Annotated in this window: 23 protein-coding genes; 12 read left to right on the top strand and 11 right to left on the bottom strand. The window is 52.8% G+C overall.

Annotation, left to right across the window (positions count from 1 at the left end; genetic code table 11):
• Position 1 precedes the first annotated feature (1 nt).
• The gene (locus tag NUV89_RS07020) at positions 2-1,312 is read right to left on the bottom strand and encodes an MFS transporter (RefSeq protein WP_032856631.1); all 1,311 of its coding nucleotides are present in this window, start codon (positions 1,310-1,312) and stop codon (positions 2-4) included.
• 359 nt (positions 1,313-1,671) lie between these two features.
• Between NUV89_RS07020 and NUV89_RS07015 the strand changes: the two genes are divergently transcribed.
• Genes NUV89_RS07015 through NUV89_RS07005 form a run of 3 tightly spaced genes read left to right on the top strand, consistent with a single transcriptional unit; the run spans position 1,672 to position 3,150 of the window.
• Positions 1,672-1,947 (top strand): metal/formaldehyde-sensitive transcriptional repressor, encoded by a 276-nt coding sequence (locus NUV89_RS07015; protein ID WP_025992775.1) that lies wholly within the window; start codon positions 1,672-1,674, stop codon positions 1,945-1,947.
• Positions 1,948-1,958: 11 nt separating this feature from the next.
• A complete protein-coding gene (gene dmeF, locus NUV89_RS07010) occupies positions 1,959-2,924 on the top strand; it encodes a CDF family Co(II)/Ni(II) efflux transporter DmeF (RefSeq protein WP_032856632.1) in 966 nt (321 codons plus the stop codon).
• 43 nt (positions 2,925-2,967) lie between these two features.
• Positions 2,968-3,150, top strand: coding sequence for a DUF1289 domain-containing protein (locus tag NUV89_RS07005; RefSeq protein ID WP_017341650.1), 183 nt, complete (start codon positions 2,968-2,970; stop codon positions 3,148-3,150).
• A gap of 319 nt (positions 3,151-3,469) precedes the next feature.
• On the opposite strand, the gene NUV89_RS07000 is transcribed toward NUV89_RS07005, so the two are convergent.
• The 5 genes from NUV89_RS07000 to NUV89_RS06980 form a co-directional block, all read right to left on the bottom strand.
• Positions 3,470-3,937, bottom strand: coding sequence for a DUF411 domain-containing protein (locus NUV89_RS07000; RefSeq protein ID WP_032856633.1), 468 nt, complete (start codon positions 3,935-3,937; stop codon positions 3,470-3,472).
• Between the two features lie 162 nt (positions 3,938-4,099).
• On the bottom strand, positions 4,100-5,101 hold the full coding sequence (locus NUV89_RS06995) for a copper resistance protein B (protein WP_032856634.1): 1,002 nt from the start codon (positions 5,099-5,101) through the stop codon (positions 4,100-4,102).
• Complete coding sequence (locus tag NUV89_RS06990; protein WP_099170805.1) at positions 5,073-5,318, bottom strand: hypothetical protein; 246 nt, start codon at positions 5,316-5,318, stop codon at positions 5,073-5,075. Before NUV89_RS06990 ends, NUV89_RS06995 begins: the two co-directional genes overlap by 29 nt.
• A 12-nt stretch (positions 5,319-5,330) precedes the next feature.
• The gene (locus tag NUV89_RS06985; RefSeq protein WP_032856635.1) at positions 5,331-7,259 is read right to left on the bottom strand and encodes a copper resistance system multicopper oxidase; all 1,929 of its coding nucleotides are present in this window, start codon (positions 7,257-7,259) and stop codon (positions 5,331-5,333) included.
• Positions 7,260-7,437: 178 nt separating this feature from the next.
• Positions 7,438-7,644: a co-regulatory protein PtrA N-terminal domain-containing protein gene (locus NUV89_RS06980; protein ID WP_032856636.1), complete on the bottom strand. Its 207-nt coding sequence runs from the start codon at positions 7,642-7,644 to the stop codon at positions 7,438-7,440.
• A gap of 382 nt (positions 7,645-8,026) precedes the next feature.
• Here NUV89_RS06980 and flgB point away from each other — a divergent pair, with 382 nt between their 5' ends.
• Positions 8,027-8,440 (top strand): flagellar basal body rod protein FlgB, encoded by a 414-nt coding sequence (gene flgB, locus NUV89_RS06975; protein ID WP_080761982.1) that lies wholly within the window; start codon positions 8,027-8,029, stop codon positions 8,438-8,440.
• A gap of 30 nt (positions 8,441-8,470) precedes the next feature.
• On the opposite strand, the gene NUV89_RS06970 is transcribed toward flgB, so the two are convergent.
• The 5 genes from NUV89_RS06970 to NUV89_RS06950 all read right to left on the bottom strand — a co-directional run bounded on the left by NUV89_RS06970 (position 8,471) and on the right by NUV89_RS06950 (position 12,537).
• Positions 8,471-8,671 (bottom strand): heavy-metal-associated domain-containing protein, encoded by a 201-nt coding sequence (locus tag NUV89_RS06970; RefSeq protein ID WP_074321237.1) that lies wholly within the window; start codon positions 8,669-8,671, stop codon positions 8,471-8,473.
• Between the two features lie 111 nt (positions 8,672-8,782).
• Positions 8,783-11,140 (bottom strand): heavy metal translocating P-type ATPase, encoded by a 2,358-nt coding sequence (locus NUV89_RS06965; RefSeq protein ID WP_080761981.1) that lies wholly within the window; start codon positions 11,138-11,140, stop codon positions 8,783-8,785.
• A gap of 2 nt (positions 11,141-11,142) precedes the next feature.
• The gene (locus tag NUV89_RS06960) at positions 11,143-11,388 is read right to left on the bottom strand and encodes a DUF2933 domain-containing protein (protein WP_050587200.1); all 246 of its coding nucleotides are present in this window, start codon (positions 11,386-11,388) and stop codon (positions 11,143-11,145) included.
• Positions 11,389-11,483: 95 nt separating this feature from the next.
• Positions 11,484-12,020, bottom strand: coding sequence for a plastocyanin/azurin family copper-binding protein (locus tag NUV89_RS06955; RefSeq protein WP_019334911.1), 537 nt, complete (start codon positions 12,018-12,020; stop codon positions 11,484-11,486).
• A gap of 163 nt (positions 12,021-12,183) precedes the next feature.
• Positions 12,184-12,537, bottom strand: coding sequence for a co-regulatory protein PtrA N-terminal domain-containing protein (locus NUV89_RS06950; protein ID WP_019334912.1), 354 nt, complete (start codon positions 12,535-12,537; stop codon positions 12,184-12,186).
• Positions 12,538-12,743: 206 nt separating this feature from the next.
• On the opposite strand from NUV89_RS06950, the gene NUV89_RS06945 reads away from it, so the two are divergent.
• From NUV89_RS06945 to NUV89_RS06910, 8 genes are all read left to right on the top strand, one after another.
• Positions 12,744-13,439: a heavy metal response regulator transcription factor gene (locus NUV89_RS06945; protein WP_032856637.1), complete on the top strand. Its 696-nt coding sequence runs from the start codon at positions 12,744-12,746 to the stop codon at positions 13,437-13,439.
• Positions 13,436-14,824 (top strand): copper resistance membrane spanning protein CopS, encoded by a 1,389-nt coding sequence (gene copS / locus NUV89_RS06940; RefSeq protein ID WP_032901844.1) that lies wholly within the window; start codon positions 13,436-13,438, stop codon positions 14,822-14,824. The genes NUV89_RS06945 and copS overlap by 4 nt, the downstream gene beginning before the upstream one ends.
• 339 nt (positions 14,825-15,163) lie before the next feature.
• Positions 15,164-15,547, top strand: a complete 384-nt coding sequence (gene copC, locus NUV89_RS06935; protein WP_017341635.1) for a copper homeostasis periplasmic binding protein CopC — start codon at positions 15,164-15,166, stop codon at positions 15,545-15,547.
• A gap of 3 nt (positions 15,548-15,550) precedes the next feature.
• On the top strand, positions 15,551-16,489 hold the full coding sequence (gene copD, locus NUV89_RS06930) for a copper homeostasis membrane protein CopD (RefSeq protein ID WP_019334915.1): 939 nt from the start codon (positions 15,551-15,553) through the stop codon (positions 16,487-16,489).
• Positions 16,490-16,563: 74 nt separating this feature from the next.
• Positions 16,564-16,905: a hypothetical protein gene (locus NUV89_RS06925; protein WP_080761980.1), complete on the top strand. Its 342-nt coding sequence runs from the start codon at positions 16,564-16,566 to the stop codon at positions 16,903-16,905.
• A gap of 99 nt (positions 16,906-17,004) precedes the next feature.
• Positions 17,005-18,261: a TolC family protein gene (locus NUV89_RS06920; protein ID WP_032856639.1), complete on the top strand. Its 1,257-nt coding sequence runs from the start codon at positions 17,005-17,007 to the stop codon at positions 18,259-18,261.
• Positions 18,258-19,742 (top strand): efflux RND transporter periplasmic adaptor subunit, encoded by a 1,485-nt coding sequence (locus tag NUV89_RS06915; protein WP_032856640.1) that lies wholly within the window; start codon positions 18,258-18,260, stop codon positions 19,740-19,742. The genes NUV89_RS06920 and NUV89_RS06915 overlap by 4 nt, the downstream gene beginning before the upstream one ends.
• Positions 19,739-22,882, top strand: a complete 3,144-nt coding sequence (locus tag NUV89_RS06910; RefSeq protein WP_032856641.1) for an efflux RND transporter permease subunit — start codon at positions 19,739-19,741, stop codon at positions 22,880-22,882. The genes NUV89_RS06915 and NUV89_RS06910 overlap by 4 nt, the downstream gene beginning before the upstream one ends.
• The last annotated feature ends 59 nt before the right edge of the window (positions 22,883-22,941 follow it).

Below are 22,941 nucleotides of genomic sequence, written 5' to 3'. Positions count from 1 at the left end.
ATCATTTGTTGGGCCATCGGCGATGTTGATCATCGATCACGTATGGATGTTCGTGATCCGCACCTTCCTGGCCGTCGACGTGCGTGTGATCGCCCGGCAGATTCTCATGGGTGTGCTTGATAGAGTCTTGGTCATGAGCTGGACGCCAGATCACGATGCTGACCACCAGCGCACTACCTGCCACGACAGCGAGCCCAACAAACGACGCAGTGAGGCTGATGTTCGCACCCAACCATCCCGCCAATGGGTAGGTAATCAACCAGCAAGCATGGGATAGCGCAAATTGGGCGGCAAACAACGCTGGGCGATCTTCGGCATGTGCCGAGCGACGCAACAGTCGACCGCTCGGGGTTTGAGCCAAGGAGTAGCCCACCCCAAGCACCACCCACAGCGGTAGCAGGAAGTTATAGGTGGTTAGGTTGATGCCAACTGCTAAGCCTGCGACCAATACTCCTCCACCAAACAACATGGCCGTTCGGTCTTTGATATTTTTCAACAGTCGAGGCAAGACCAGGGCCGCCACCATGGAACCGCCACCAAACGCGGCCAGCGCCAATGCCGTAGAACTCTGCGGCAGAGCGAAGCGCGACTGCACCAGCACCACCGTATTGACGATGACCATAGCACTGGCGGCCGCAACCGTAAGATTGAGAGCCAACAGCCCTCGCAAGCGAGGTGTGGCCAGAAATATGCGCATGCCACGGGTGGTTCGTTCGTAGATGCTGCGTCGTGGTATCTGCTTCGCCTTAGGCAGCAGCACTGTGGCGACTAGGGCCGCTGAGGCAAGGAACCCAATGACCGTGCCGGCGAACAGGCTATGGAAGCTGATCACCGTCAACAGTGCAGCGGCAAGCATCGGGCTCGCGACACTTTCAAGATCATAGGCCAGACGTGATAGCGACAAGGCACGGGTGTAGTCGTCTTCATCCACCAGTATGTCTGGAATGGTCGCCTGGAACGTCGGAGTGAACGCTGCCGAAGCGGACTGAAGGACGAAAATCAGCACGTAGATTTGCCAGACTTCCGTCACAAACGGAAGAGCCAGTGCGACCAGTGCTCGCACCAGATCCAGAGAGACCAGCATTGCCCGGCGGGGTAAACGCTCTGCAAAAGCGGCTGCGATTGGCGCAACGCCAATGTAGGCCGTCATTTTGATCGCCAACGCCGTACCGAGCACAGCGCCCGCATTGGCACCTGCAAGGTCGAACGCTAATAGGCCTAATGCAACAGTGGCAAGACCCGTCCCAATGAGCGCAATCACTTGAGCCAAGAAGAGGTGGCGGTAGGTACGGTTGGCTAGGATTTTCAGCATGAAATATCTCAAATAGCGAAGTGCGTAACCATGTGGTTACCGAACTTTCCACGAAGAGACGCAATCAGCTGGTTTCGTCTCTGTTGATTGCTGCATCCTCCCAGGGGGGATGTGGTTCGATCCTAAACCATAGACCTAGGCAGCTCAAGAGATAGGCGCTACGCCATCTATCGAATTATTGAAGTGCCGGGCCGCCCATACGGCTTGTATTGGTACTGCGCGGCGAGGCGACGTGCTGAATGTTTCGAATGCAGCATTCAGATGCTGCAACGCTGCTGGTCGGATGGATTCCCTCCCTGGGTTGTATGGCCAATTGGAACGTGTGATTATATTGTTCTAATAGGTAGGGGGGGTATGGTATGAGTCACATGAGATCAAGCAAAGACAATCTTCTTAAGCGCGTAAAGCGAATCGCTGGGCAAGTCCAGGCGATTGAGCGAGCACTCGACTCTGATGATGACTGCTCGAAAACCCTGCTTTTGGTCGCTTCTGCCCGTGGCGCTATCAATGGGCTGATGGATGAAATTATCGAAGACCACGCTCGTGAACACGTCGCGAATCCGACACTCAGCAATGACGAAAGAGCGAAAGGTGTCGACGAGCTGCTCGAAGCCATTCGCCGCTATTCCAAATAGGATTTGCCCAGATGAGTAATTCGTACGCCGAGTATTCCCACGACCATATGTTCCTTGGGAAATCACATGAAGAAAACGCCAAGCGAACCTTGTGGGTGGTGGCCCTGACCGTCGTAATGATGGTTGCTGAAATCACCGCAGGTTATCTCACTGGCTCAATGGCGTTGCTTGCCGATGGTTTTCACATGGCAACGCATGCAGGAGCACTCGGCATAGCCGCAGCTGCTTACGCTTACGCTAAAAGACATGCCTCAAGTGCTCGCTACAGTTTTGGAACTGGCAAGGTGGGAGACTTGGGTGGCTTCGCTTCTGCTCTGATTTTGGGACTGGTTTCCTTGGGAATTGCTGGAGAGTCGCTGTTTCGTCTCTTTCAACCGACTCAAGTGCAATTCGGGACAGCGACTCTAATCGCGATTGTCGGACTAGCAGTGAATGTGGTGAGCGCGCTTTTGCTGTCTGGCGGTCATGATCATCACCATGGGCATGACCACGATCACGATGAATCTCACCATGCGCATGGCCACGACAATAATTTGCGCTCTGCTTACGTTCACGTCATTGCAGATGCACTGACATCAGTTCTGGCCATCGCAGCCCTTCTTGCTGGTCGATACCTTGGTTGGGTATGGCTCGACCCTGCAATGGGGATTGTGGGTGCCGTTGTGATTGCACGCTGGGCTTGGTCGTTGATGCGGGTGACTTCGGGTGTATTGCTCGACCAGACAGATGATCATGTCGCTGAAGAGATTCGTGAACTGGTTGAGCGACCGGGAGATGCTTCGATCATTGATCTTCATGTCTGGCAGGTTGGGCCGCAAGCCCGCGCCGCGATTGTGAGTGTTCTGGGCAGCCCAGCAGTCAATGCAGAAAACATACGAGAACGGCTTGCGACGGTTCATGAGATCACTCATCTGACAGTTGAGTACCGCACGAAGTTGGGCGCTGACGCACCCGATCAGATCGCCGTTCTGGCTTAGCAATGAAACCGCAGCACGCATAAGTTCGACGAGGAATTGAACAATGGCAAAGGACATCGAAAATCCCTGTATTTCTGTTTGCCAGCTGAACAGCGAACTGTGCGTTAGCTGCGGTCGCACCAAGGAAGACATCAGAAAATGGAAACGAATGAAGCGTCCAGAAAAAATGGCCGCTGTACAACGCGCGACCCTGCGTCTGAAGAGCCTTCAAAAAAAGAACTCTTAAGCCACCGTCATTTACGTTTTCTACTGTTTCAGCCGAGACAGATGTCCTGATTCGGGAAGGTACGCTGAGGGTGCAACGCCATCTCCGAACTTAACACTATCGCGATCAACTGCGCAGTGCTTGTCAGCATGCGGAGGATGGGGTCATCTCAAATTCTTATTGAGGACTGCGGTTCGGGGTTATCTGATTAGGCACAAGCATGCCTTTACGACGGCTGTTGATCGTCTTTAGCCATGGCTTGAGAATGAAATCGAAGGAGCATGTCCCGCTGCATGGTCATGAACGCTGACCATGCTGTGACGGGAGGGATGGGGTGGGATTAGTTTTGAGGGTACTCAGCAATGACCTGATCTGTGCCAGCTTTGGTCAGGCCGATTATCTGGTAGGCCTCATGCACTCCGTCGACTTCCATTCCTGGAGAACCAGGTGGCATGCCAGGAGCAGCGATCCCGAGAAGGTCGTCGCGTTTACTCATCGCAATTATTTGCTCAGCTGGCACGTGGCCTTCAACAAACTTCCCGTTGATCATCGCGGTGTGACAAGACGAGAGTCGTGGAGCGACACCCAGATCTAGTTTGAGAGCACTCATGTTGGTTTCTTCATGATCGATGACGGTGAAGCCATTGGCCTCAAGATGCTGAATCCATTTTTTGCAACATCCGCAGTTTGCATCACGATGCACATCGATGGTGAGGGCCTGCGCCGCTTGAGCCGTTGAGCCAATGAACAGCGCGGCGAATGTTGCGATACGCAGAAATCGACTTGAAAGTCGGAAGCTACCTGTCATGAATATTTCCTTTTCCCTCGGAGACGGCGAGATGTTCCATGAAGCAATAGAACCCCACTCAAGCGTTTATGCCGCTGCAAAGGTTACATTGAAGGATCTACTTTAGAGTCGGGGAGCCAACTCCCCGATCATTTGAATCCGTAGGGCTAGTGCTCAAATCGCTCAGAACCACATCCGAATACCAGCTACAAATCGGGCCTCGTTTGTTTTTTCCCCTTCATCGCTGGCCAGGTCAGCCGTTTTACCGTATGAGCGATTCCAGCTAACACCAATGTAGGGTGCGAATTGACGAGTAATTTCGTAGCGCAACCGCAGGCCTAGTTCGGTGTTGGCCAATCCAGATCCTATGCCGCGCTGAGGATCATTTTTCCCGTACAAGTTTACTTCGGCGGTCGGCTGCAAGATCAGGCGATTGGTCAACAGGATGTCGTAATCGCCTTCAAATCGAGCAGCGGTTTGACCGTTCTCACCAATATAAGCAGTCGCTTCAGCTTCAAAGTTATAGAGGGCCATGCCCTGAATACCGAGCGCTCCCCAGGTTTGAGGTGACCCGGGTTTGAAATCTTGTCGAATACCGGTGACGACATCCCACCATGGACCGATGGCGTGTCCCCACAGAGCCTGAAGTTCAGCGTTTTCGGTTACGCCATTTGTACGTTCACCTTCCGAACGCAACCAGAGGCGGTCGACGTCACCGCCGATCCACCCTTTTGCATCCCAAGCCAGCGCACTGCCGTTGTCAGCGTCTTGGTACTCAAATTTATCCAGGAGGATGAACGAGTTAATTTTTTTATCGTGCACACCATGGCCTGGTACGTCTGGAAAAGCGGCGGCCCGGTCAGCGTCGGTAAGTACGGGGATCGGGGTTCGGCTTGTGGTAGTCGCCCCTCCATCCATGCTTTGCATACCGTCCATTTGCCCGTTATCCATGCTCATCTTGCTGTGATCCATCGCGGCATCTTTCGCTTTGGCTGGTTTGGATTTTTGTGCAGTTGAAGGCTTTGCGTCCGCACTTGATGGCATCGCCATCGACGGATCCATCTCTTCAGCGGCTTGAGCCATAAAAAAGAATGCTGGACCGGTGGAGACTGCAAGTGCCATCAGCGTTGGGCGTAAAAACTTACTGGTCATGATCTCAATCTGCCTTTTTGGTTTTTTGGTCATGATCCATCGACTCATGGCTCATCTTGCTATGGTCCATTGACCCGTGATCTAGCTTCGAATCGTTTGCCGCTGCTGGCTTGTCCGTTGCTGTAGCAGGAACAGTGGTTGAATGATCGCTGCCATTTTCCTCTGCCAGCACCGTGGACGAGAGTCCACTCAGCAGGACAGCGGCAAAGAGGCAACCCACGAGGGAATTACGATTTAGGTATGTGCTCACAGATCGTCTCCTTTACTCATCAACCCGTACTTCACGGAACATGCCCATTTCCATATGGAAAAGCAGATGGCAGTGATATGCCCAGCGGCCTAAGGCATCAGCGGTGACTCGATAGCTGCGTTTGGTACCTGGTGGCATATCAATCGTGTGCTTGCGCACCATGAACTTGCCGTTCTCATCCTCGAGGTCACTCCACATGCCGTGAAGGTGGATGGGGTGGGTCATCATGGTGTCGTTCACCAAGGTGATGCGCAGACGCTCGCCATACTTCAGGCGCAGCGGTTCGGCGTCAGAGAATTTGATGCCGTTGAACGACCACGAAAACTTCTCCATGTGACCGGTCAGGTGAAGCTCGATGGTACGATTTGGCTCGCGGCCGTCAGGATCTTGGAAAGTGCTTTTCAAGTCGGAGTAAGTGAGCACTCGACGACCATTGTTCCGCAAGCCTATGCCAGGATCGTTCAGCTTTGGCGTTGGACTCATGGCTTGCATGTCAACCAAGGGATTGTTGGTTTCAGAGGCTGGGTGAGTCTGCATTTCTCCACCCATACCGCCCATGCCAGCCATCCCTGACATATCGCCACTGCCCATTCCTGCCATCTTGCTGTGGTCCATGCCAGCCATGTTGGACATGTCGCCTTTGTCCATGCCAGCCATCTTGCTGTGGTCCATGCCAGCCATGTTAGTCATGTCACCGCTGTCCATGCCGGTCATCCCGGTCATGTCACCTTGGTTCATCCCTGCCATCTTGCTGTGATCCATGCCGGCCATGTCGCCGCCGCCCATTCCACCCGAGCTGCCATGGTCCATACCAGCCATACCGCCCATCCCCATGTCATCCATAGTTACTATAGGACGTGGGTCAATCGCAGGTATCGGTGCCTTTAGGCCGTCACGCACTGCAAGTGTTCCGCTGGCGTAACCTGTGCGATCCATAGACTGAGCGAAGATGGTGTAAGCCTCATCAGTAGCAGTCTCCACAATAACGTCATATGTTTCAGCTACCGCAATACGAAACTCGTCGACGCTCACCGGCTTGACATGTTGACCGTCTGCGGCAACCACGGTCATCTTCAACCCAGGAATGCGGACGTCGAAATAGCTCATGGCGGAGCCGTTGATAAAGCGCAGACGGAGTTTCTCACCCGGTTTGAAAATACCAGTCCAGTTACCGTTGGGTGCCTGGCCATTCATGAGATAGGTATAGGTATCCGCGCTGACATCGCCGAGGTCAGTAGGACTCATGTTCATCTCAGCCCACATCTTTCGATCTGCTACCGTCGAAGACCAACCTTTGCTGCTGACATCGTCTATGAAGTCTCCGACGGTGCGCTTGTGATGGTTGTAATAGCCCGATTGTTTCTTGAGCTTCGCCATAACGCGACTGGGATCTTCGTCGGTCCAGTCAGTCAACATCACCACGTAGTCGCGATCGTATTGAAACGGTTCAGGTTCTTTCGAATCGATGACGATTGGACCGTAAACGCCTGCCTGCTCCTGCAAACCCGAGTGGCTGTGATACCAGTAGGTTCCGTTCTGATGAAGCTTGAATTTGTATTCGTACATGCCATCGGGTGCGATGCCATGGAAGCTCAAGCCAGGCACACCGTCCATGTTGGCGGGTAGGATGATCCCGTGCCAATGGATTGATGTGTCTTGGTCTAGACGGTTTTTTACACGCAGAGTGACGGTCTCCCCCTCACGCCAACGCAGCAAAGGTCCGGGCAATGATCCGTTGATGGTCATAGCTGTGCGAGGCGAGCCTGTGATGTTTACAGGGCTTTCACCAATAAACAGATCAAATTCGTTACCGGAGAGTACGCTCGGCATACCAGGACTTGTCACCGCCCATACAGGAGTGCGCCAAAGGCCAAGGCCGCCGAGAATGCCACCAGCGGCCAAGCCTTTCACGAATGTCCGCCTAGAGGTTTTGGAGTGCATGCCGTTATGTCCAATCAGTCAAAAGGGAAGCCGCGCGAAACAACAAATGAATTGTCTGGATGAGACTCACTCACCGTTACAAAAGACGAACTCAAACGGTAAGCGAGCTCAGAAGTTGCCACATTTAAACCACCACAGTGATTACATTTCTGTCAGCTTGTGAGCGTAGCTCAAATATTTAGCAATTTTTGTGGTCCATCGCCCTGGCTTTGCTTTCCGCGACAGGAGGCTGGGCATTTTTCGTTTGGGCTACTTGGTACGATTCCATCGAGTTACTCCTGGCCGCTTCCATACGTTCGAAAGTGCGGTCACCTCCGCCTTCAGCCATAGCAAAAGAAGATACGGTCAGAGCAGCGATGACGAACAAGGTTTTGATAGGGTTCATTTGGGTTTCCTCTGATAGATGGTAGCCCCTGAATCCACAACAAAGTTGATGCTCAGGGAAGAGCTTAAGGCTCAATAAGACTATAAGACTGATTCCCTGTCAGGCAGCTTAGGCCAATATTACAGTTGTGTCAGGTTCCGATATTTCTCTTGAGGTGCGATGTACTTAATCCGTATGGTCTATCCACTGTCGGAGTTCGCTGAAACCAATCTCCTAAAATTTAGCCGTTCGGTGTTCTGTGCTTTCGGTCACTTTCACAGGGCTTGACGTTTTTTGAATTTGCACCGGAGTTATAAGTCGACTTAGACGCACCACATTCAACACATAAGTGTTTGATATAGGTGAAAATTGGAAATAGTAGCGTAACGGAAGGTGGCCGCTTGTGAGCATTAATTTTGAAAAAGCGCTTGGCTCCGCCGAAAGAGCGTTAGTTTATCGCAGCCAAAGAGCCGAGGTACTTAGCAATAATATCGCTAACGCCGATACTCCTAACTTTAAGGCTAGAGATTTGGAGTTTTCTGCTGTGCTCGCCAGCCAGACAACACGAGGCTTGAATTCTCCATTCTCTTTGAAAACAACAAACATAAAACATATTGCCATTAACGAATCAGCAAGTGATGGTCAACGTGATGCTTTGTTTTACAGCACGCCTTACCAACCTTCAATTGATCAAAATACTGTGGATGCACAGCTTGAAGTTGCAAAGTTTACTGAGAACGAAATTCATTTTGAAAGCGCTTTTAATAGATTGAACGGAGCATTTAAGGGGCTGCTTAAAGCTCTGCGAGGTGATTAGTAAAATTTACCCAACAATGAAATCAGCGCCTTAAGCGCTGATTTGCGATGGGAAACCGAGTGATTCGACAGCTTTACGAACTTGCTCTGGGTTTTCGCTACTTTCAACGCTTACCTTACCTGCCGCGCGATCCACGGAAACTTTAGCCTCGCTGTCCAACGATTGAATCGCTTTAGTGATTTTGCTGACGCAGCTACCGCAACCAATGCCTGATACGTTTAAGACGAACATGGTTATTCCTCTTGTGCTGAGCGGTCTCTTTTCACCGCGATGACAGCATCAACGTTGACACCGCGGTAAGGTCAAGAGTTATGTTTTGTGGGGTGCGAGCAACGGTTTCGCTCAAGCTATATGGGTATTCCTCAGTCTCAAAGCATTGAAAACTACAGACGCAGAACTGACGCTCATGGCTAACGCAGCGATCATTGGCGACAGAAGGTGCCCCGTCAGCGGATAGAGTAGGCCTGCGGCCAAGGGAATACCCATTGAGTTGTAAAGGAAGGCGAAACCCAAGTTTTGCCGCATGTTTTTTACTGTCGCAACCGAAAGTGCCCGTGCCCGTAGAATCCCCATCAGGTCGCCTTTTACCAGCGTGAGCTGAGCGCTATTCATCGCGACATCAGTCCCTGTACCCATGGCAATGCCCACATCTGCACGCGCCAAGGCCGGTGCGTCGTTGATACCGTCGCCGGCCATGGCAACCTTTCGACCGTATCGCTGGAGGTCCGCCACCAGGCGCTCTTTGTCCTGAGGTTTAACTTCTCCATGAACCTCTTCAATACCCATCTCCTTGGCGACAGCACGTGCGGTGGTGAGCCCGTCTCCGGTGGCCATGATGATTTTTACGTTATCAGCTTTAAGCTTGGTGACTGCTTCTTTGGAGGTCGGTTTTATCGGATCTGAGACCGCCAGTAATCCTGCCAGAACCCCGTCAACTGCTAGATAGATGATGCTGATGCCTTCAAGGCGCAACAACTCTGCACGGTACTGTAAGACCTTAGTGCTTACACCGGCAGCGTCCATCAGTGCTGTGTTGCCCAGCTGTACCTTCTTGCCATCAACAAGGCCACTGACTCCAATCCCAGACCCGGACTCAAACGATTCAGGCTTGGTGAGCGCGATATTTTCAGTTCGGGCGTGATCGACGATGGCGTGCGCCAAAGGATGTTCGCTGCCTTGATCAAGGCTAGCGGCCAGTTGAAGAACATCGTGTGGGTTGAAATCTGGTGTGGCCTCCACACTGTGAAATACCGGCCGTCCCTCTGTCAGGGTCCCCGTTTTATCGACAATCAGCGTGTCGATCTTGCAAAGGTTTTCAATAGCACTGGCGTCCCTGAACAGCACACCCATACTGGCCGCTTTACCCGTCGAAACCATGATCGACATGGGCGTTGCGAGACCAAGTGCACAGGGGCAAGCGATGATAAGTACGGCGACAGCGTTGATCAGGCCGAAGACCCAGCTGGGTTCCGGGCCGAATAGTCCCCAGCCTAAGAATGTCAGCAACGCAATCGCGATAACCCCCATCACAAAGTAGCCGGCGATCGAGTCGGCCATTCTTTGCATTGGCGCTTTGGAGCGTTGGGCTAGAGCAACCATTTGCACTATCTGCGATAGCATGGTGTCGGCGCCGACCTTTTGCGCCTCCATCACCAAGCTCCCGTGAGTATTAAGCGTGGCGCCGATCAAACTATCCCCTGGTCTTTTCATTACCGGCACAGGTTCACCAGTGAGCATGGACTCATCCACCGCACTTTCTCCCTCGAGCACAGAGCCATCAACTGGCACCTTTTCACCAGGTCTGACCCGCAAATGGTCGCCCAAGTGAACATGGGTAAGAGGAATGTCTTCCTCCTGACCATCGGCGTTGATCTTGCGTGCAGTTTTGGGAGATAGGCCTAGAAGGGACTTAATGGCGGCGGAGGTTTGTGACCGTGCTTTTAGCTCAAGAATCTGCCCAAGCAAGGTGAGCGAGATGATGACTGCAGCGGCTTCGAAGTAAACGCCGATGCGTCCATCTTGCATGAAGGTGGTGGGAAAACTTTGGGGAAAGAGGGTTGCTGCGACGCTGTAAAGATAAGCTGCGGAAGTACCCAAACCTATCAGAGTCCACATATTTGGACTGCGATTTCTAACAGATGCTATGCCCCTTACAAAAAAGGGCCACCCTGCCCATAAGGTGACCGGTGTCGCAAGAGCAAACTCGATCCAGTTTTGAACCGAGCCATGGAAGAGTTGTAATGAATGGCCCGCCATGGCTAGAACGGTCACTATCACGGTTAAAGGCAGAGACCACCAAAAGCGGCGCGCGAAATCACGGAGCTCGGTTTTGTCATCGTCATCTAGCGCCGGAATGACAGGTTCTAATGTCATGCCACATTTTGGGCAATTGCCGGGCCCTGGCTGTTTTATTTCCGGGTGCATCGGGCAGGTAAATTCAGTGGCTACTTGGAGCGCGGGCTCTGTAGCCGCGATGCTGGGTTCAGTGCTGGGATGAATACCGCTGTAGTGCTCTGGAGCTGCCCGAAATTTCTCTTGGCATTTCTGGCTGCAAAACTGATAAATCTGTCCCTGATAAGACTCGCCAAATTTACTTGGAGGCGTAATCGTCATGCCGCACACCGGGTCACGTAGATCAGCGTCAGGGGGCGAGGCTGCGTGGGTAGGACCGTGATCGTGGTGGCTCGGTTTATTGGGCATAGCTATTTCTCTTCCTTGTTGGCTTGCGCCTGATTGCCATGGTCATGTGCGCCATGTCCATGCCCAAAAAAATGCATCAATGGACAGATCAACAGAATGAGATAGGGCAAGTATGGATAGACGTGGCTGAAATGCTCCCGCACCACGTAGAAGGCGCCGATCACAATGAACATAATCAGCACAACGCCTGTTTTGCGCGTCCAAAATGGGGTGGTGATGCTTCCAGCCGGATGCTGATGGTTATTCATGATCTAGACCCCAGCGTGTGAGCGAATTGCTCTGATGTCTGCCTCAGAGCGTAGCCAACTCTTGAGGAGACGCGGGTTTAGCGGTCAGTTCAGGCTCACTTCAGGTCAAATTGACCGACCATCCCAGACTGGTAATGACCTGGCACGTTGCAGGCAAATTGAAGTCCAGTTGTATTGTTGAAGGTCCAGATCAATTCCTTTGTTGCTCCTGGCTCGATCAGCATGCTGTTCGGGTCGTTGTGTTCCATTCCAACCATCTTCATCCCTCCCATGCTGTGACCCATGCTGCCCGTCATTTTCCCTGACCCGGTGGGTGTAAGCGTTCCATTCTGGAACATGCTCGCCATTTCTTTTTGGTGCGCCGCATGAGCGGCGGCTTGGCCGATATTGAATTCGTGCAGCAGTGCGCCCTTATTACGAAGGACAAAACGAATAGTCTCACCAGGCTTCACATCGATGTTTTTAGGCATGAAGAAAATATCACCCATCTCCACATCTACCGTACGGGTCACCGCAGAAGCGACGCCAGGCTGGCCGATGTCCTCTTTGCCATGACCTACGTCTGCCATGGCCGTCGCACCGAAGAATAAGGTGATCGCCGCAATAACTGGGGTAACGAGCTTAGCTTTCATGATGACCTCAAGAGCAAATGGAAAACACTAGCTATGCTAAACGGATAGAGCTGCCAGCTAACTGACGTGAACACTACATTTCTGTCAGTTTCCAAGAGTAGTACGGCGCGCATATGACGCCGTACCAACCGAGCGGATCAAACAGCCCATCGGAGGTACCCGGTTACTGATGGTTCTCAGAAAGCATCAGTTTGTGTTCGCGCTGCATTTGGTTCAAAACGTCATCAACCATAGCGTCGTGCTTTTCCATCCAGGAAAGATGTTCCTGAGGCGACATTGATGCTTTTGGGTGATCCTGATGGAGTTGGTTCATGATTTCGCCCAGCAGTTTCATATGCTCGGCCATGTGTACATGGCGCTCTCCCTCTGGGGCTTTTTCAGCTTGCACCAAGGTCGCTTCTGCTTTGTCGCGTAGGCTTTCCATACGCTCCGCAATCCGATCTGCGCCACCTTCAGCCAAAGCAGACGCTGAGATGAGTATCGAACCCACAAAGAAAAGGATTTTTAGATGATTCATGAGGAAGCTCCTTTTTGATCTGTTTTCCGGCTCCCCCAAGGTTTCATGCGGAGGCGTCGGTCGAGTACTAGGGAGTACCCATGCTCGAACCCTAGACAGCACTCGCTGACATCTACCTGAAGCCAATATTACTTTTCTGTCAGTTGCTGGTTGGCAGAAGCATTTCCTTGCAGACTCATCATCACAATCATTCGAGAGCCACCCCCATGAGACTTCTGGTTGCGGAAGACGAACCCAAAATAGGCATTTATTTGCAGCAAGGTCTTGCTGAGGCAGGGTTCAATGTTGATCGCTTTACCAATGGTAAGGAGGCGCTTCAACACGCGTTGAGCGAGGCTTATGACCTGCTGATTCTCGATGTGATGATGCCTGGGCTGGACGGATGGGAAGTACTTCAGAAGGTGCGGGCATCCGGAAAAAATGTCCCCGTGCTTTTTCTCACGGCGCGAGACCGCGTCGAGGATCGCGTCAAAGGACTTGAGCTGGGGGCAGACGATTACCTCATAAAACCCTTCGCTTTTTCTGAATTGCTTGCCCGCGTCAGAACGCTGCTGCGAAGAGGGAGTACAGCCCCCTCCCAAACTCATATGAAATTGGCTGATCTTGAGGTTGACCTGCTCAAGCGCAGGGTTGTCCGTGGAGGCAAACGTATATATCTCACGGCCAAAGAGTTTGCGTTACTCGAATTGCTGCTCCGTCGTCGAGGTGAGGTGCTGCCTAAGTCGCTTATCGCTTCCCAGGTGTGGGACATGAACTTCGACAGCGATACGAACGTCATCGAGGTCGCCGTAAGGCGGCTCAGAGCAAAGATTGATGATGATTTTGAGGTCAAGCTTATCCACACCTCCCGAGGCATGGGCTACATGCTAGATGCGCCGGATTCTGGGACGGGGCTGGAATGAAGCGAATGTCTCTGACTACCCGCATGAGCCTGATGTTCATGCTAGCTGTAACGGCGGTGCTCACCGTCGCTGGACTCAGTTTTAACAGCCTTAGCCGGCATCATTTCAAAATGCTAGATCAGCAGGCGCTAAACGAGAAGCTACACTCGACCCAAAGAATTTTGACGGGATTGAGTAGCATTGACCAGTTCAGTGATGTTAAGCCTGAGTTGGAGGCGCTGCTGGGTGCTCACCGAGATTTGACAGCCCTGATCTTCGATGGTCACGGCAAGACCCTTTTTGCTGATCCAGGTCCAATCGATATTCCTGAAGACTTTCGCACGACCTCAAACAACAACGTTTGGGAGTGGCGTGATGATGAGCAAACGTTCCGGGGAATAACGGCGCAGGCGATTGTGACTGGACAAGAAAAACCGCTGACCGTTATGTTGATCTTTGACGTTACGCAACATATGGCGTTCTTTGAGACGCTTGAACGCTGGTTTTTGATAGGGTTGTTTATAAGCGCGCTGGTCAGTGCGGCGCTGGGCTGGATGGTCGCGAGCAGTGGACTAAGACCTATTCGCCAGGTTACTCAAGTCGCTGCGTCAATGTCTGCTAAATCGCTCAAAGAACGGATTCCTTTAGCGGCCGTGCCTAAAGAGCTTCAGCAGATGGTGCTTTCTTTCAATGCAATGTTATCTAGACTTGACGATGCATTTGTTCGCTTATCAAACTTCTCTGCGGACATTGCTCACGAACTACGAACACCAGTCAGCAATTTGATGACACACACCGAAGTGGTGCTTTCTCGAAAAAGGAATATTGAAGATTACGAAGACAACTTGTATTCGAATCTTGATGACCTGAAGCGTATGGGGCGGATGATCGATGACATGCTTTTTCTAGCGAAATCAGATAATGGTCTGATTACTCATGAAAACAAACCGATAGACTTGGTAGCGCTAGTAGAAAAATTACTCGAGTACTACCGCTTGTTGGCTGATGAGCAAGGCATCGACCTTAAGGTGACAGGGAGGGGCAGCGTCCGAGGTGACGTTCTTATGCTCGACAGGGCTATCTCTAATCTGCTCTCGAATGCCCTCCGGTACACCCCCGCAGGGAAATGTATCAGCGTCGATATAAGGCAGGAAGGGACGTCAATCTCTGTCTCCGTGGAAAACCCTGGAGAACCTATCGCTCCTGAGCACCTTGAAAAACTGTTTGATCGATTTTATCGAGTGGACCCCGCTCGTAGAGAAGGAAACCCAAGTAATGCGGGGCTAGGCTTATCAATCACTCGATCCATTATCGAGTCGCATGGCGGCAAGATATGGTGCACGTCGTCAGATGGAAAAACAGCCTTTCATATACAGCTCCCATGTGCGAGTGCAGAAAATGCCTAATCAACGACACCATATACACCCGAGCAGCTATGTGGTCTTGCGAACGGTTTTCACGGTGTGAACGTCGCAAAACGGAAGCCCGTTTTAACCATTTTTTCAAGAAATTCAGCGTCCCAAAGCAGGTCCAAGCTGACTGAAATGTAATCGAATAGTTTGCGTTCGTGTGGCATCGTGTACTTGCGCTGTGACGTTGGAATTCTTGTGATTATTCCTGTCCAGCCCGCCCTAGAACACGGAATTTGCTAGGTAGCTCGCCAGTGTTTTTAATAAGCGTAAAAGTAATAACTAGATACTCATCAAAAACCTAGAATCAACAGCTTTTGCTGTGAGGAGTCTTGCATGTCATTCCTTAAAACCACCACCGTAGCTGTAGCACTGACAGCGGGTTTGCTTTTGAGTGCAGTTGCTCAAGCACATCCAAAGCTGCTTTCTTCTACTCCAGCAGAAGGGTCGGATGTTGCTGCTCCTGCGAAAATTGAACTGCAATTTTCTGAGAATCTAACGACTCAGTTTTCCGGTGCTAAGCTGATCATGACCGATATGCCTGGCATGCCTAACTCCCCAATGGGCGTTAAAGCAGCCGTTGCAGGCGGTGGAGATCCTAAGACGATGGTTATTACGCCTGCATCGCCATTGACCACAGGTACTTATAAAGTTGAGTGGCGTGCCGTCTCGTCTGACACTCATCCAATCACCGGCAATTTTTCTTTCAAAGTGAAATGATTCATGAGCGACTCAATAAATATAGCTGTTCGCTTTGCTCTATATTTTGATCTGATGCTGTTATTTGGACTGGCAATATTTGGTCTTTATAGCCTGAGGGGAAAAGAGAGAGTATCGGGAGCGGTTTTAAATTTTGAGTCGCTTCTTTACAGTACATCTGTTTTAGGTGTAGCTCTGTCTCTAGCAGCCATGTTGTTGCTTGCGAAAGCTATGAGTGGTGTGTCGGGCTTCATGGAGCTACATCACCATATTTTTCAAATGGTTCTCATGGGGACTGACGTCGGTTTGACCTGGATGGTCCGGATAGTGGCGTTGCTGACGGCTGTTCTCGGCGTTGCTCTGAGCAAGCGCTTTCCGACACTCAGTCTTTGGATTGTCACTGTATGTGGCGCCATTGCGCTAGCGACGCTGGCATGGACAGGGCATGGTGCGATGGACGAAGGGAGCCGTCGTTACTGGCATTTTACTAGCGACATCTTCCATCTCTTGGCCGCAGGCGGTTGGTTGGGTGCGTTGGCAGCATTTGCACTGCTGCTGCGTTTAAAATCGCTGAAAGGTGATCAGGAAGTACGAGTTCTTGCTCGGGTACTGACAGGGTTTGAATCGGCCGGCGCGGTGATTGTAGTGATCATCAGTATAACGGGCGTGGTGAATTATCTATTTATCGTAGGACCGAGCCTCGATGAGGTGATGCTCAGCACTTATGGCCAGTTGCTATTTTTGAAAATCCTGCTATTTGCAGGGATGATCGTATTAGCCACGCTTAACCGTTTTCATCTAAGCCCCTTATTGGAGCGATCAGTTCGCAATGGCGAATACGCTGTCGCGGTGAATGCCTTGCGCCGTAGCATGAAACTTGAGTTTTCAATGGCGGTCATCATTATCTGTCTTGTCGCATGGTTAGGTACTTTAAGCCCTGTCATGGAAATGAGCGCAGCATAGACGTTGGTAACAGCCAATACAGGAGTCTTAAGGGTGAATTGTAAGGGCCATTTGCACCGTCTACACTTTAGCCCATGAAACGCTATGTGCGGTGTTGCCTGATTTTCCTAATTAGCTTGGCGCTTCCCCTTAGCGGGATGGCGGGTGTTCAGGCATCGACTGAACCATGCCCGATGAAAACCATGGGTATAGCGATGATGGATGGTATGGGTCAAGACTGCTGCCACGACATGAAAAGTACCGCTGAGCATGGCAAACCTTGTAAGTCGGGCCAGGAATGCAAAACGGGCGGCATGCTGCAAGTCTCGATCATCAAGCCTCCTATTACCTTGTCCAGTCCAATCGTTCTGCCCTTCTCCAGCCATTTCCCACTCGTACAAACCCCTTCTGGGTTATGGCGACCTCCCCGTACTTGATTCCTGTACCACACTGAGCCTCATTCCGCGTTAGCGGGATGGCATATCTGCGCGCATGTCTTATGAAGCGCGCGGTGGATCATCACAGGAATCGTGAACATGAACTCCAACTGCTTTTGCACAGGTTGGTCCCTCGTGGCCGGCCTGGCGGCAAGCGTACTGGCATTGCCGAGCCTTGCTGGTGCATTGACACTCGATGAAGCGCTGCGGCTGGCCGAAAACAATGCACCGTCGTTGACCGCACAAGACGCCAAAATTCAAGCAGCCACCAGTGCGGCCATTCCCGCCGGCGAACTACCCGATCCCAAGCTACTGCTGGGCTTGCAGAACTACCCCATTGGTGGTGCCGACAGATGGAGCATCGACCAGGACTTCATGACCATGCAAGTGGTCGGGATCAGACAGGAGATGCCCAACAGCGATAAGCGCAAAGCACGTATCGAGGTCGCGGATGCGGCTGTTGATCGAGCGTCCGCTGAGCGTCGAGTGGCGCGTCTGAACGTCCGACAGTCCACGGCATTGGCCTGGATCAGTAGCTACTCGGTTGAGCGTAAAGATGCGATGTTCCAGGACTTCTACAAAGAAAACCGTCTTCTGACCGATACCGTCAGATCTCAGATTGCGGGTGGCCGCGCCCAACCCGCCGATGCGGTGACACCTAAACAGGAAGCTGCCCAACTGGCGGAGCAGCAGGATGATTTAGTTCGCCAACGTGCACAGGCCCGGGCGGCCCTCAAGCGCTGGATTGGCCCAGCTGCCAATGACAAACCGGCGGGCAGCTTGCCTGATTGGCCCATTGAAACCTCTGGATACTCCCATAAGCTGCAACATCACCCTGAATTGGCGGCGTATGTGCCGATGACCCGTGAAGCACAAGCCAAGATCCGTGAAGCTGAGGCGGAAAAGCAATCTGACTGGAGCTGGGAATTCGACTATCAGCATCGAGGCAAACAATTCGGTGACATGGTTAGCGTCCAGTTTTCATGGGATCTCCCGCTGTTTCCTGACTCTCGGCAAAACCCCAAAATTGCGGCAAAGCACGCCGAACTCAACCAACTTGAAGCTGAGCGGGAAGCTCTGTCGCGCGAGCATACCCAGCAACTGGAGGATGAGTTGGCCGACTACGAGCGACTCAATCGTGCAGTCACCCGTAATCAGGAAAGCTTGTTGCCGCTGGCTAAAGAAAAGGTTGAACTCACCATGGCTAGCTACCGTTCCGGCAAAGGTGATTTGAACTCGGTTGTGGCCGCCCGACGCGAACTCATCGAAGCCCGTCTCAAGCAGATTGACGTTGAAGAGCAACGTGCTCTCACCAGCGCTCGCTTGTATTTCTCTTACGGGGAGCCCGCTCAATGAATTTCAAAGTATGGAAAGGGACTTTAGTTGTCGGCATCTCGATTGCCTTGGGTGTTGCCGGAGGTTACTGGTTAGCCCAACCGCGAATGAGCGAAGTAGCTGGTGTCGAGCCGGATCAGGAAGCCAAAGCCTCTCCCGATCGAAAGGTTCTGTATTGGTATGACCCCATGTACCCACAACAGAAATTCGATAAACCGGGTAAGTCACCCTTCATGGACATGCAGATGATCCCCCAATACGCAGATACCAAGGGGGACAGCGGCGGCATTCGAATTGATCCAAGCCTGACTCAGAACCTTGGTGTGCGACTGGCTAGTGTCAGTCGAGGGGTATTTGCCTCGACACTGAACGTGGTAGGTGTTCTGGCCTTCAACGAACGGGACGTTGCAGTCATTCAGGCCCGTACGGCGGGTTTTGTCGAGCGCGTGTACGCCCATGCACCTGGTGATGTGCTGAAAGTGAATGCAGCCTTGGCAGATATCTTGGTGCCGGATTGGGCAGCTGCTCAAGAGGAATTTCTCGCCCTCAAGCGTAGTGGCGATGCTGACTTGCTGACAGCGGCCCGCCAGCGATTGAGGCTCACCGGAATGCCAACTAAGTTAATTGCTCAAGTTGAGCGCAGTGGCAAAGTTCAACCGAACCTGACTCTGACCAGCCCTATTGGTGGTGTGCTTCAAGAGCTGAGTGTGCGTGAAGGTATGACGGTGGCCGCAGGCGAGACGCTCGCGCGTGTTAATGGTTTGAGCAGTGTCTGGCTGGCCGTGGCGGTACCAGAGTCGGAGGCTGGGTCAATCGTCGTAGGGCAAGCAGCCGAAGCGCGTTTGTCCGCGCTCCCTGGAGTTGTGCTCAAGGGCGTCGTCAGTGCGATTCTTCCGGAAACCAGTTCGGACAGTCGCACACTTCGCGTTCGAGTTGAGTTACCCAATCCGGATGGCCGACTCAGGCCAGGTTTGACCGCGCAGGTAAGTCTCAATCGTTCGACGGAGCAAAGTGTTTTGTGGGTGCCGAGCGAGGCCGTCATTCGTACCGGTCGACGTACGTTGGTCATGCTCTCTGAAGACGCTGGTCGATATCGCCCGGTGGAGGTGCAGTTAGGCCAAGATAACGATGGCAAAACGCTGATATTGAAAGGCTTGGAAGAGGGGCAAAAAGTGGTGACTTCTGGCCAGTTCCTTCTCGACTCGGAGGCCAGTCTCAAGGGCGTTGTCGCAAGCTCACTGGACGTTTCGCCATCTACTGTAACCGCAGGCGCTTTGCATGAGGCCGATGGTCAGATCGTTGAGATCAACGACAAAGAAGTCACGCTCGCCCACGGTCCCTTCAGAACATTGGGTATGTCAGGCATGACGATGACTTTCCCTCTCGCCGCTCCAGCTCTGATGAAGGGTCTTAAAACGGGCGACAAGGTTCGGATCGCTGTCAGCCAGACGGAAGATGGTCTGCGAGTTGAGCGTCTGGAACGCTTTGGGAGCCAGCCATGATCGCGGCCCTTATTCGCTGGTCGGTGGCTAACCGCTTTCTTGTGTTGCTGGCGACGCTGTTTGTCACGGCATGGGGGATCTGGGCGGTTCAAAGTACGCCCATTGACGCATTGCCAGACCTGTCGGATGTTCAGGTAATTATCCGTACACCATATCCAGGCCAAGCCCCACAGATCGTAGAAAACCAGGTCACCTATCCATTGGCAACCACTATGCTCTCTGTGCCTGGTGCCAAGACTGTGCGCGGTTATTCCTTCTTTGGCGACAGTTTCGTTTACGTACTATTCGAAGACGGAACTGACTTGTACTGGGCCCGCTCGCGCGTATTGGAATATCTGAGCCAGATACAAAGCCGGCTTCCGGCCAGTGCCAAGCCCGCATTAGGACCTGATGCCACTGGGGTTGGCTGGATTTTCCAGTACGCCCTGGTAGACCGAAGCGGCGGGCATGACTTGGCGCAGTTACGTGCCTTGCAGGACTGGTTCCTCAAATTCGAGCTTAAGACCCTACCGAACGTTGCGGAAGTGGCCACGGTGGGTGGCATGGTAAAGCAGTACCAGGTGCAGCTTGATCCGGTGAAGTTGGCCAGCTTGGGGATCACGCAGTCTGAAGTGACCGAGGCGATCGGCAAGGCCAATCAGGAAACTGGTGGGGCGGTGCTGGAGATGGCGGAGACCGAGTTTATTGTGCGGGCTTCCGGGTACTTGAAGACCCTCAATGACTTTCGTGCTATCCCACTCAAACTGGGCACGGGTGGTGTGCCGGTCACTCTGGGCGATGTTGCCACGATTCAGATGGGGCCTGAGATGCGTCGAGGCATCACCGAACTCGATGGCGAAGGTGAGACCGTCGGCGGCGTGGTAATTCTGCGCAGCGGTAAGAATGCTCGAGAAACCATTGCGGCGGTCAAGACCAAACTCGACGAGCTGAAAAGCAGTCTGCCGGCGGGGGTAGAAATCGTCACCACCTACGACCGCAGCAAGTTGATTGATCGTGCCGTGGAAAACCTCAGCCACAAGCTGATCGAAGAGTTCATCGTCGTCGCGTTGGTCTGCGGAATCTTTCTCTGGCACCTGCGTTCATCTCTGGTGGCAATCATCTCCCTGCCGGTTGGGGTGCTGATCGCCTTCATCGTAATGCGCTATCAGGGTATCAACGCCAACATCATGTCCCTTGGCGGGATTGCCATCGCCATCGGCGCCATGGTCGACGCTGCCGTGGTGATGATTGAAAACGCCCACAAGAAGGTCGAGGCTTGGCACGTGGCTAATCCTGGGGAGGAACTGAAAGGTGAACGTCATTGGCACGTGATGACTGAAGCGGCTGCCGAGGTAGGACCCGCATTGTTCTTCTGTCTGCTGATCATCACCCTGTCGTTCATTCCGGTGTTCACGCTGGAGGCTCAGGAAGGACGTCTATTCGGTCCATTGGCGTTCACCAAAACCTACGCTATGGCCGCAGCGGCTGGACTGTCGGTAACTCTAGTTCCGGTGTTGATGGGGTATTGGATTCGCGGACGAATTCCTAATGAGCAACAGAATCCGCTAAATCGCTGGTTGATCCGGATCTACGAGCCCGCTCTGGACGCCGTATTACGTCGACCTAAAGTAACGCTGCTGGTTGCATTGCTAGTCTTTGTCAGCGCGTTGTGGCCGATCTCTCGTCTGGGTGGTGAGTTTCTTCCCCCGTTGGACGAAGGGGACCTGCTCTATATGCCGTCAGCTCTGCCTGGATTATCGGCGCAGAAGGCCGCGCAACTGCTTCAGCAGACTGACCGTCTAATAAAGACAGTTCCAGAGGTCGAACACGTTTTCGGAAAAGCCGGCCGCGCTGAAACCGCGACTGACCCGGCACCGTTGGAAATGTTCGAGACCACCATTCAATTCAAACCACGCGAGCAGTGGCGCCCAGGCATGACCCAGGAAAAGCTCGTTGAGGAGCTAGAACAAGTGGTGCGTGTCCCAGGATTAACCAACATCTGGATACCGCCTATTCGTAACCGTATCGACATGCTGGCCACCGGCATAAAAAGCCCGATTGGCGTGAAGGTTGCCGGTACCAACCTGACGGAGATCGATGCCGTCACCCAAGCCATCGAGCGTGTTGCCAAGGACGTCTCAGGTGTCAGTTCAGCGTTAGCCGAACGACTGACCGGTGGCCGCTATATTGATGTAGATATCGATCGCAAAGCTGCGGCACGCTATGGGTTAAATATTGCCGATGTGCAATCAATCGTGGCCGGCGCAATCGGCGGTGAAAACGTCGGGGAGACGATTGAAGGGTTGGCTCGTTTCCCAATTAACGTACGTTACCCTCGTGAGTGGCGGGATTCGCTCGGCGCTTTGGAGCAGTTGCCGATCTACACCCCGCTAGGCAGCCAGATCACCCTTGGCACCGTGGCGAAGATCAAGGTCAACGACGGGCCGCCAATGCTCAAGAGTGAGAACGCACGGCCTTCAGGCTGGGTGTACATCGATGTGCGTGGCCGGGACATTGCCTCCGTAGTCGCCGATCTACGCCGGGTCGTCAGTGAGCAGGTCAAGTTGCAGCCCGGCATGAGCCTGAGCTACTCAGGTCAGTTCGAGTTTCTCGAAAGGGCCAACGCACGACTCAAACTGGTGGTGCCTGCCACGCTGTTGATCATCTTCGTGTTGCTCTACCTGACATTTGCACGCCTTGATGAGGCTTTGCTGATTATGGCCACGCTGCCATTCGCTCTCACGGGCGGGGCATGGTTTCTCTATCTGTTGGGATTCAACCTGTCGGTTGCCACCGGGGTCGGCTTTATCGCCTTGGCCGGTGTTTCTGCCGAATTTGGCGTGATCATGCTGCTCTACCTGAAAAATGCATGGACCGAGCGTCAAGACCTCGGTGACAACACAGAACGCGGGTTGATGGCCGCGATTTGTGAAGGCGCTGTCCAGCGCGTTCGACCTAAGGCTATGACCGTGGCAGTGGTTATCGCTGGTTTGTTACCTATACTTTTGGGAGGCGGTTCCGGTAGCGAGGTTATGAGCCGCATTGCCGCCCCGATGATTGGCGGTATGGTTACGGCACCCTTGCTATCGCTGTTTGTGATCCCGGCGGCCTATCACCTCATGCGTCGTCGACACTTGTCCGTTGAGCCTGGCAAGCACTGACGCGTAAAAACGCATACGAAAGGGGCTGCGCTTGCAGCCTCGTTTGAGCTGCACAGCTC

Source organism: Pseudomonas sp. 18.1.10 (assembly GCF_024655625.1).
GTDB lineage: Bacteria > Pseudomonadota > Gammaproteobacteria > Pseudomonadales > Pseudomonadaceae > Aquipseudomonas.
The sequence above is the reverse complement of the archived record's forward strand: the minus strand, read 5'-3'. Positions and strand labels throughout refer to the sequence as shown.

Excerpts from the sequence above, each read along its gene's own strand:
- NUV89_RS07020 (WP_032856631.1), bottom strand. The coding sequence starts at position 1,312 with ATGCTGAAAATCCTAGCCAACCGTACCTACCGCCACCTCTTCTTGGCT.
- NUV89_RS07015 (WP_025992775.1), top strand. The coding sequence starts at position 1,672 with ATGAGTCACATGAGATCAAGCAAAGACAATCTTCTTAAGCGCGTAAAG.
- dmeF (WP_032856632.1), top strand. The coding sequence starts at position 1,959 with ATGAGTAATTCGTACGCCGAGTATTCCCACGACCATATGTTCCTTGGG.
- NUV89_RS07005 (WP_017341650.1), top strand. The coding sequence starts at position 2,968 with ATGGCAAAGGACATCGAAAATCCCTGTATTTCTGTTTGCCAGCTGAAC.
- NUV89_RS07000 (WP_032856633.1), bottom strand. The coding sequence starts at position 3,937 with ATGACAGGTAGCTTCCGACTTTCAAGTCGATTTCTGCGTATCGCAACA.
- NUV89_RS06995 (WP_032856634.1), bottom strand. The coding sequence starts at position 5,101 with ATGACCAAAAAACCAAAAAGGCAGATTGAGATCATGACCAGTAAGTTT.
- NUV89_RS06985 (WP_032856635.1), bottom strand. The coding sequence starts at position 7,259 with ATGCACTCCAAAACCTCTAGGCGGACATTCGTGAAAGGCTTGGCCGCT.
- NUV89_RS06980 (WP_032856636.1), bottom strand. The coding sequence starts at position 7,644 with ATGAACCCTATCAAAACCTTGTTCGTCATCGCTGCTCTGACCGTATCT.
- NUV89_RS06970 (WP_074321237.1), bottom strand. The coding sequence starts at position 8,671 with ATGTTCGTCTTAAACGTATCAGGCATTGGTTGCGGTAGCTGCGTCAGC.
- NUV89_RS06965 (WP_080761981.1), bottom strand. The coding sequence starts at position 11,140 with ATGCCCAATAAACCGAGCCACCACGATCACGGTCCTACCCACGCAGCC.
- NUV89_RS06960 (WP_050587200.1), bottom strand. The coding sequence starts at position 11,388 with ATGAATAACCATCAGCATCCGGCTGGAAGCATCACCACCCCATTTTGG.
- NUV89_RS06955 (WP_019334911.1), bottom strand. The coding sequence starts at position 12,020 with ATGAAAGCTAAGCTCGTTACCCCAGTTATTGCGGCGATCACCTTATTC.
- NUV89_RS06950 (WP_019334912.1), bottom strand. The coding sequence starts at position 12,537 with ATGAATCATCTAAAAATCCTTTTCTTTGTGGGTTCGATACTCATCTCA.
- NUV89_RS06945 (WP_032856637.1), top strand. The coding sequence starts at position 12,744 with ATGAGACTTCTGGTTGCGGAAGACGAACCCAAAATAGGCATTTATTTG.
- copS (WP_032901844.1), top strand. The coding sequence starts at position 13,436 with ATGAAGCGAATGTCTCTGACTACCCGCATGAGCCTGATGTTCATGCTA.
- copC (WP_017341635.1), top strand. The coding sequence starts at position 15,164 with ATGTCATTCCTTAAAACCACCACCGTAGCTGTAGCACTGACAGCGGGT.
- copD (WP_019334915.1), top strand. The coding sequence starts at position 15,551 with ATGAGCGACTCAATAAATATAGCTGTTCGCTTTGCTCTATATTTTGAT.
- NUV89_RS06925 (WP_080761980.1), top strand. The coding sequence starts at position 16,564 with ATGAAACGCTATGTGCGGTGTTGCCTGATTTTCCTAATTAGCTTGGCG.
- NUV89_RS06920 (WP_032856639.1), top strand. The coding sequence starts at position 17,005 with ATGAACTCCAACTGCTTTTGCACAGGTTGGTCCCTCGTGGCCGGCCTG.
- NUV89_RS06915 (WP_032856640.1), top strand. The coding sequence starts at position 18,258 with ATGAATTTCAAAGTATGGAAAGGGACTTTAGTTGTCGGCATCTCGATT.
- NUV89_RS06910 (WP_032856641.1), top strand. The coding sequence starts at position 19,739 with ATGATCGCGGCCCTTATTCGCTGGTCGGTGGCTAACCGCTTTCTTGTG.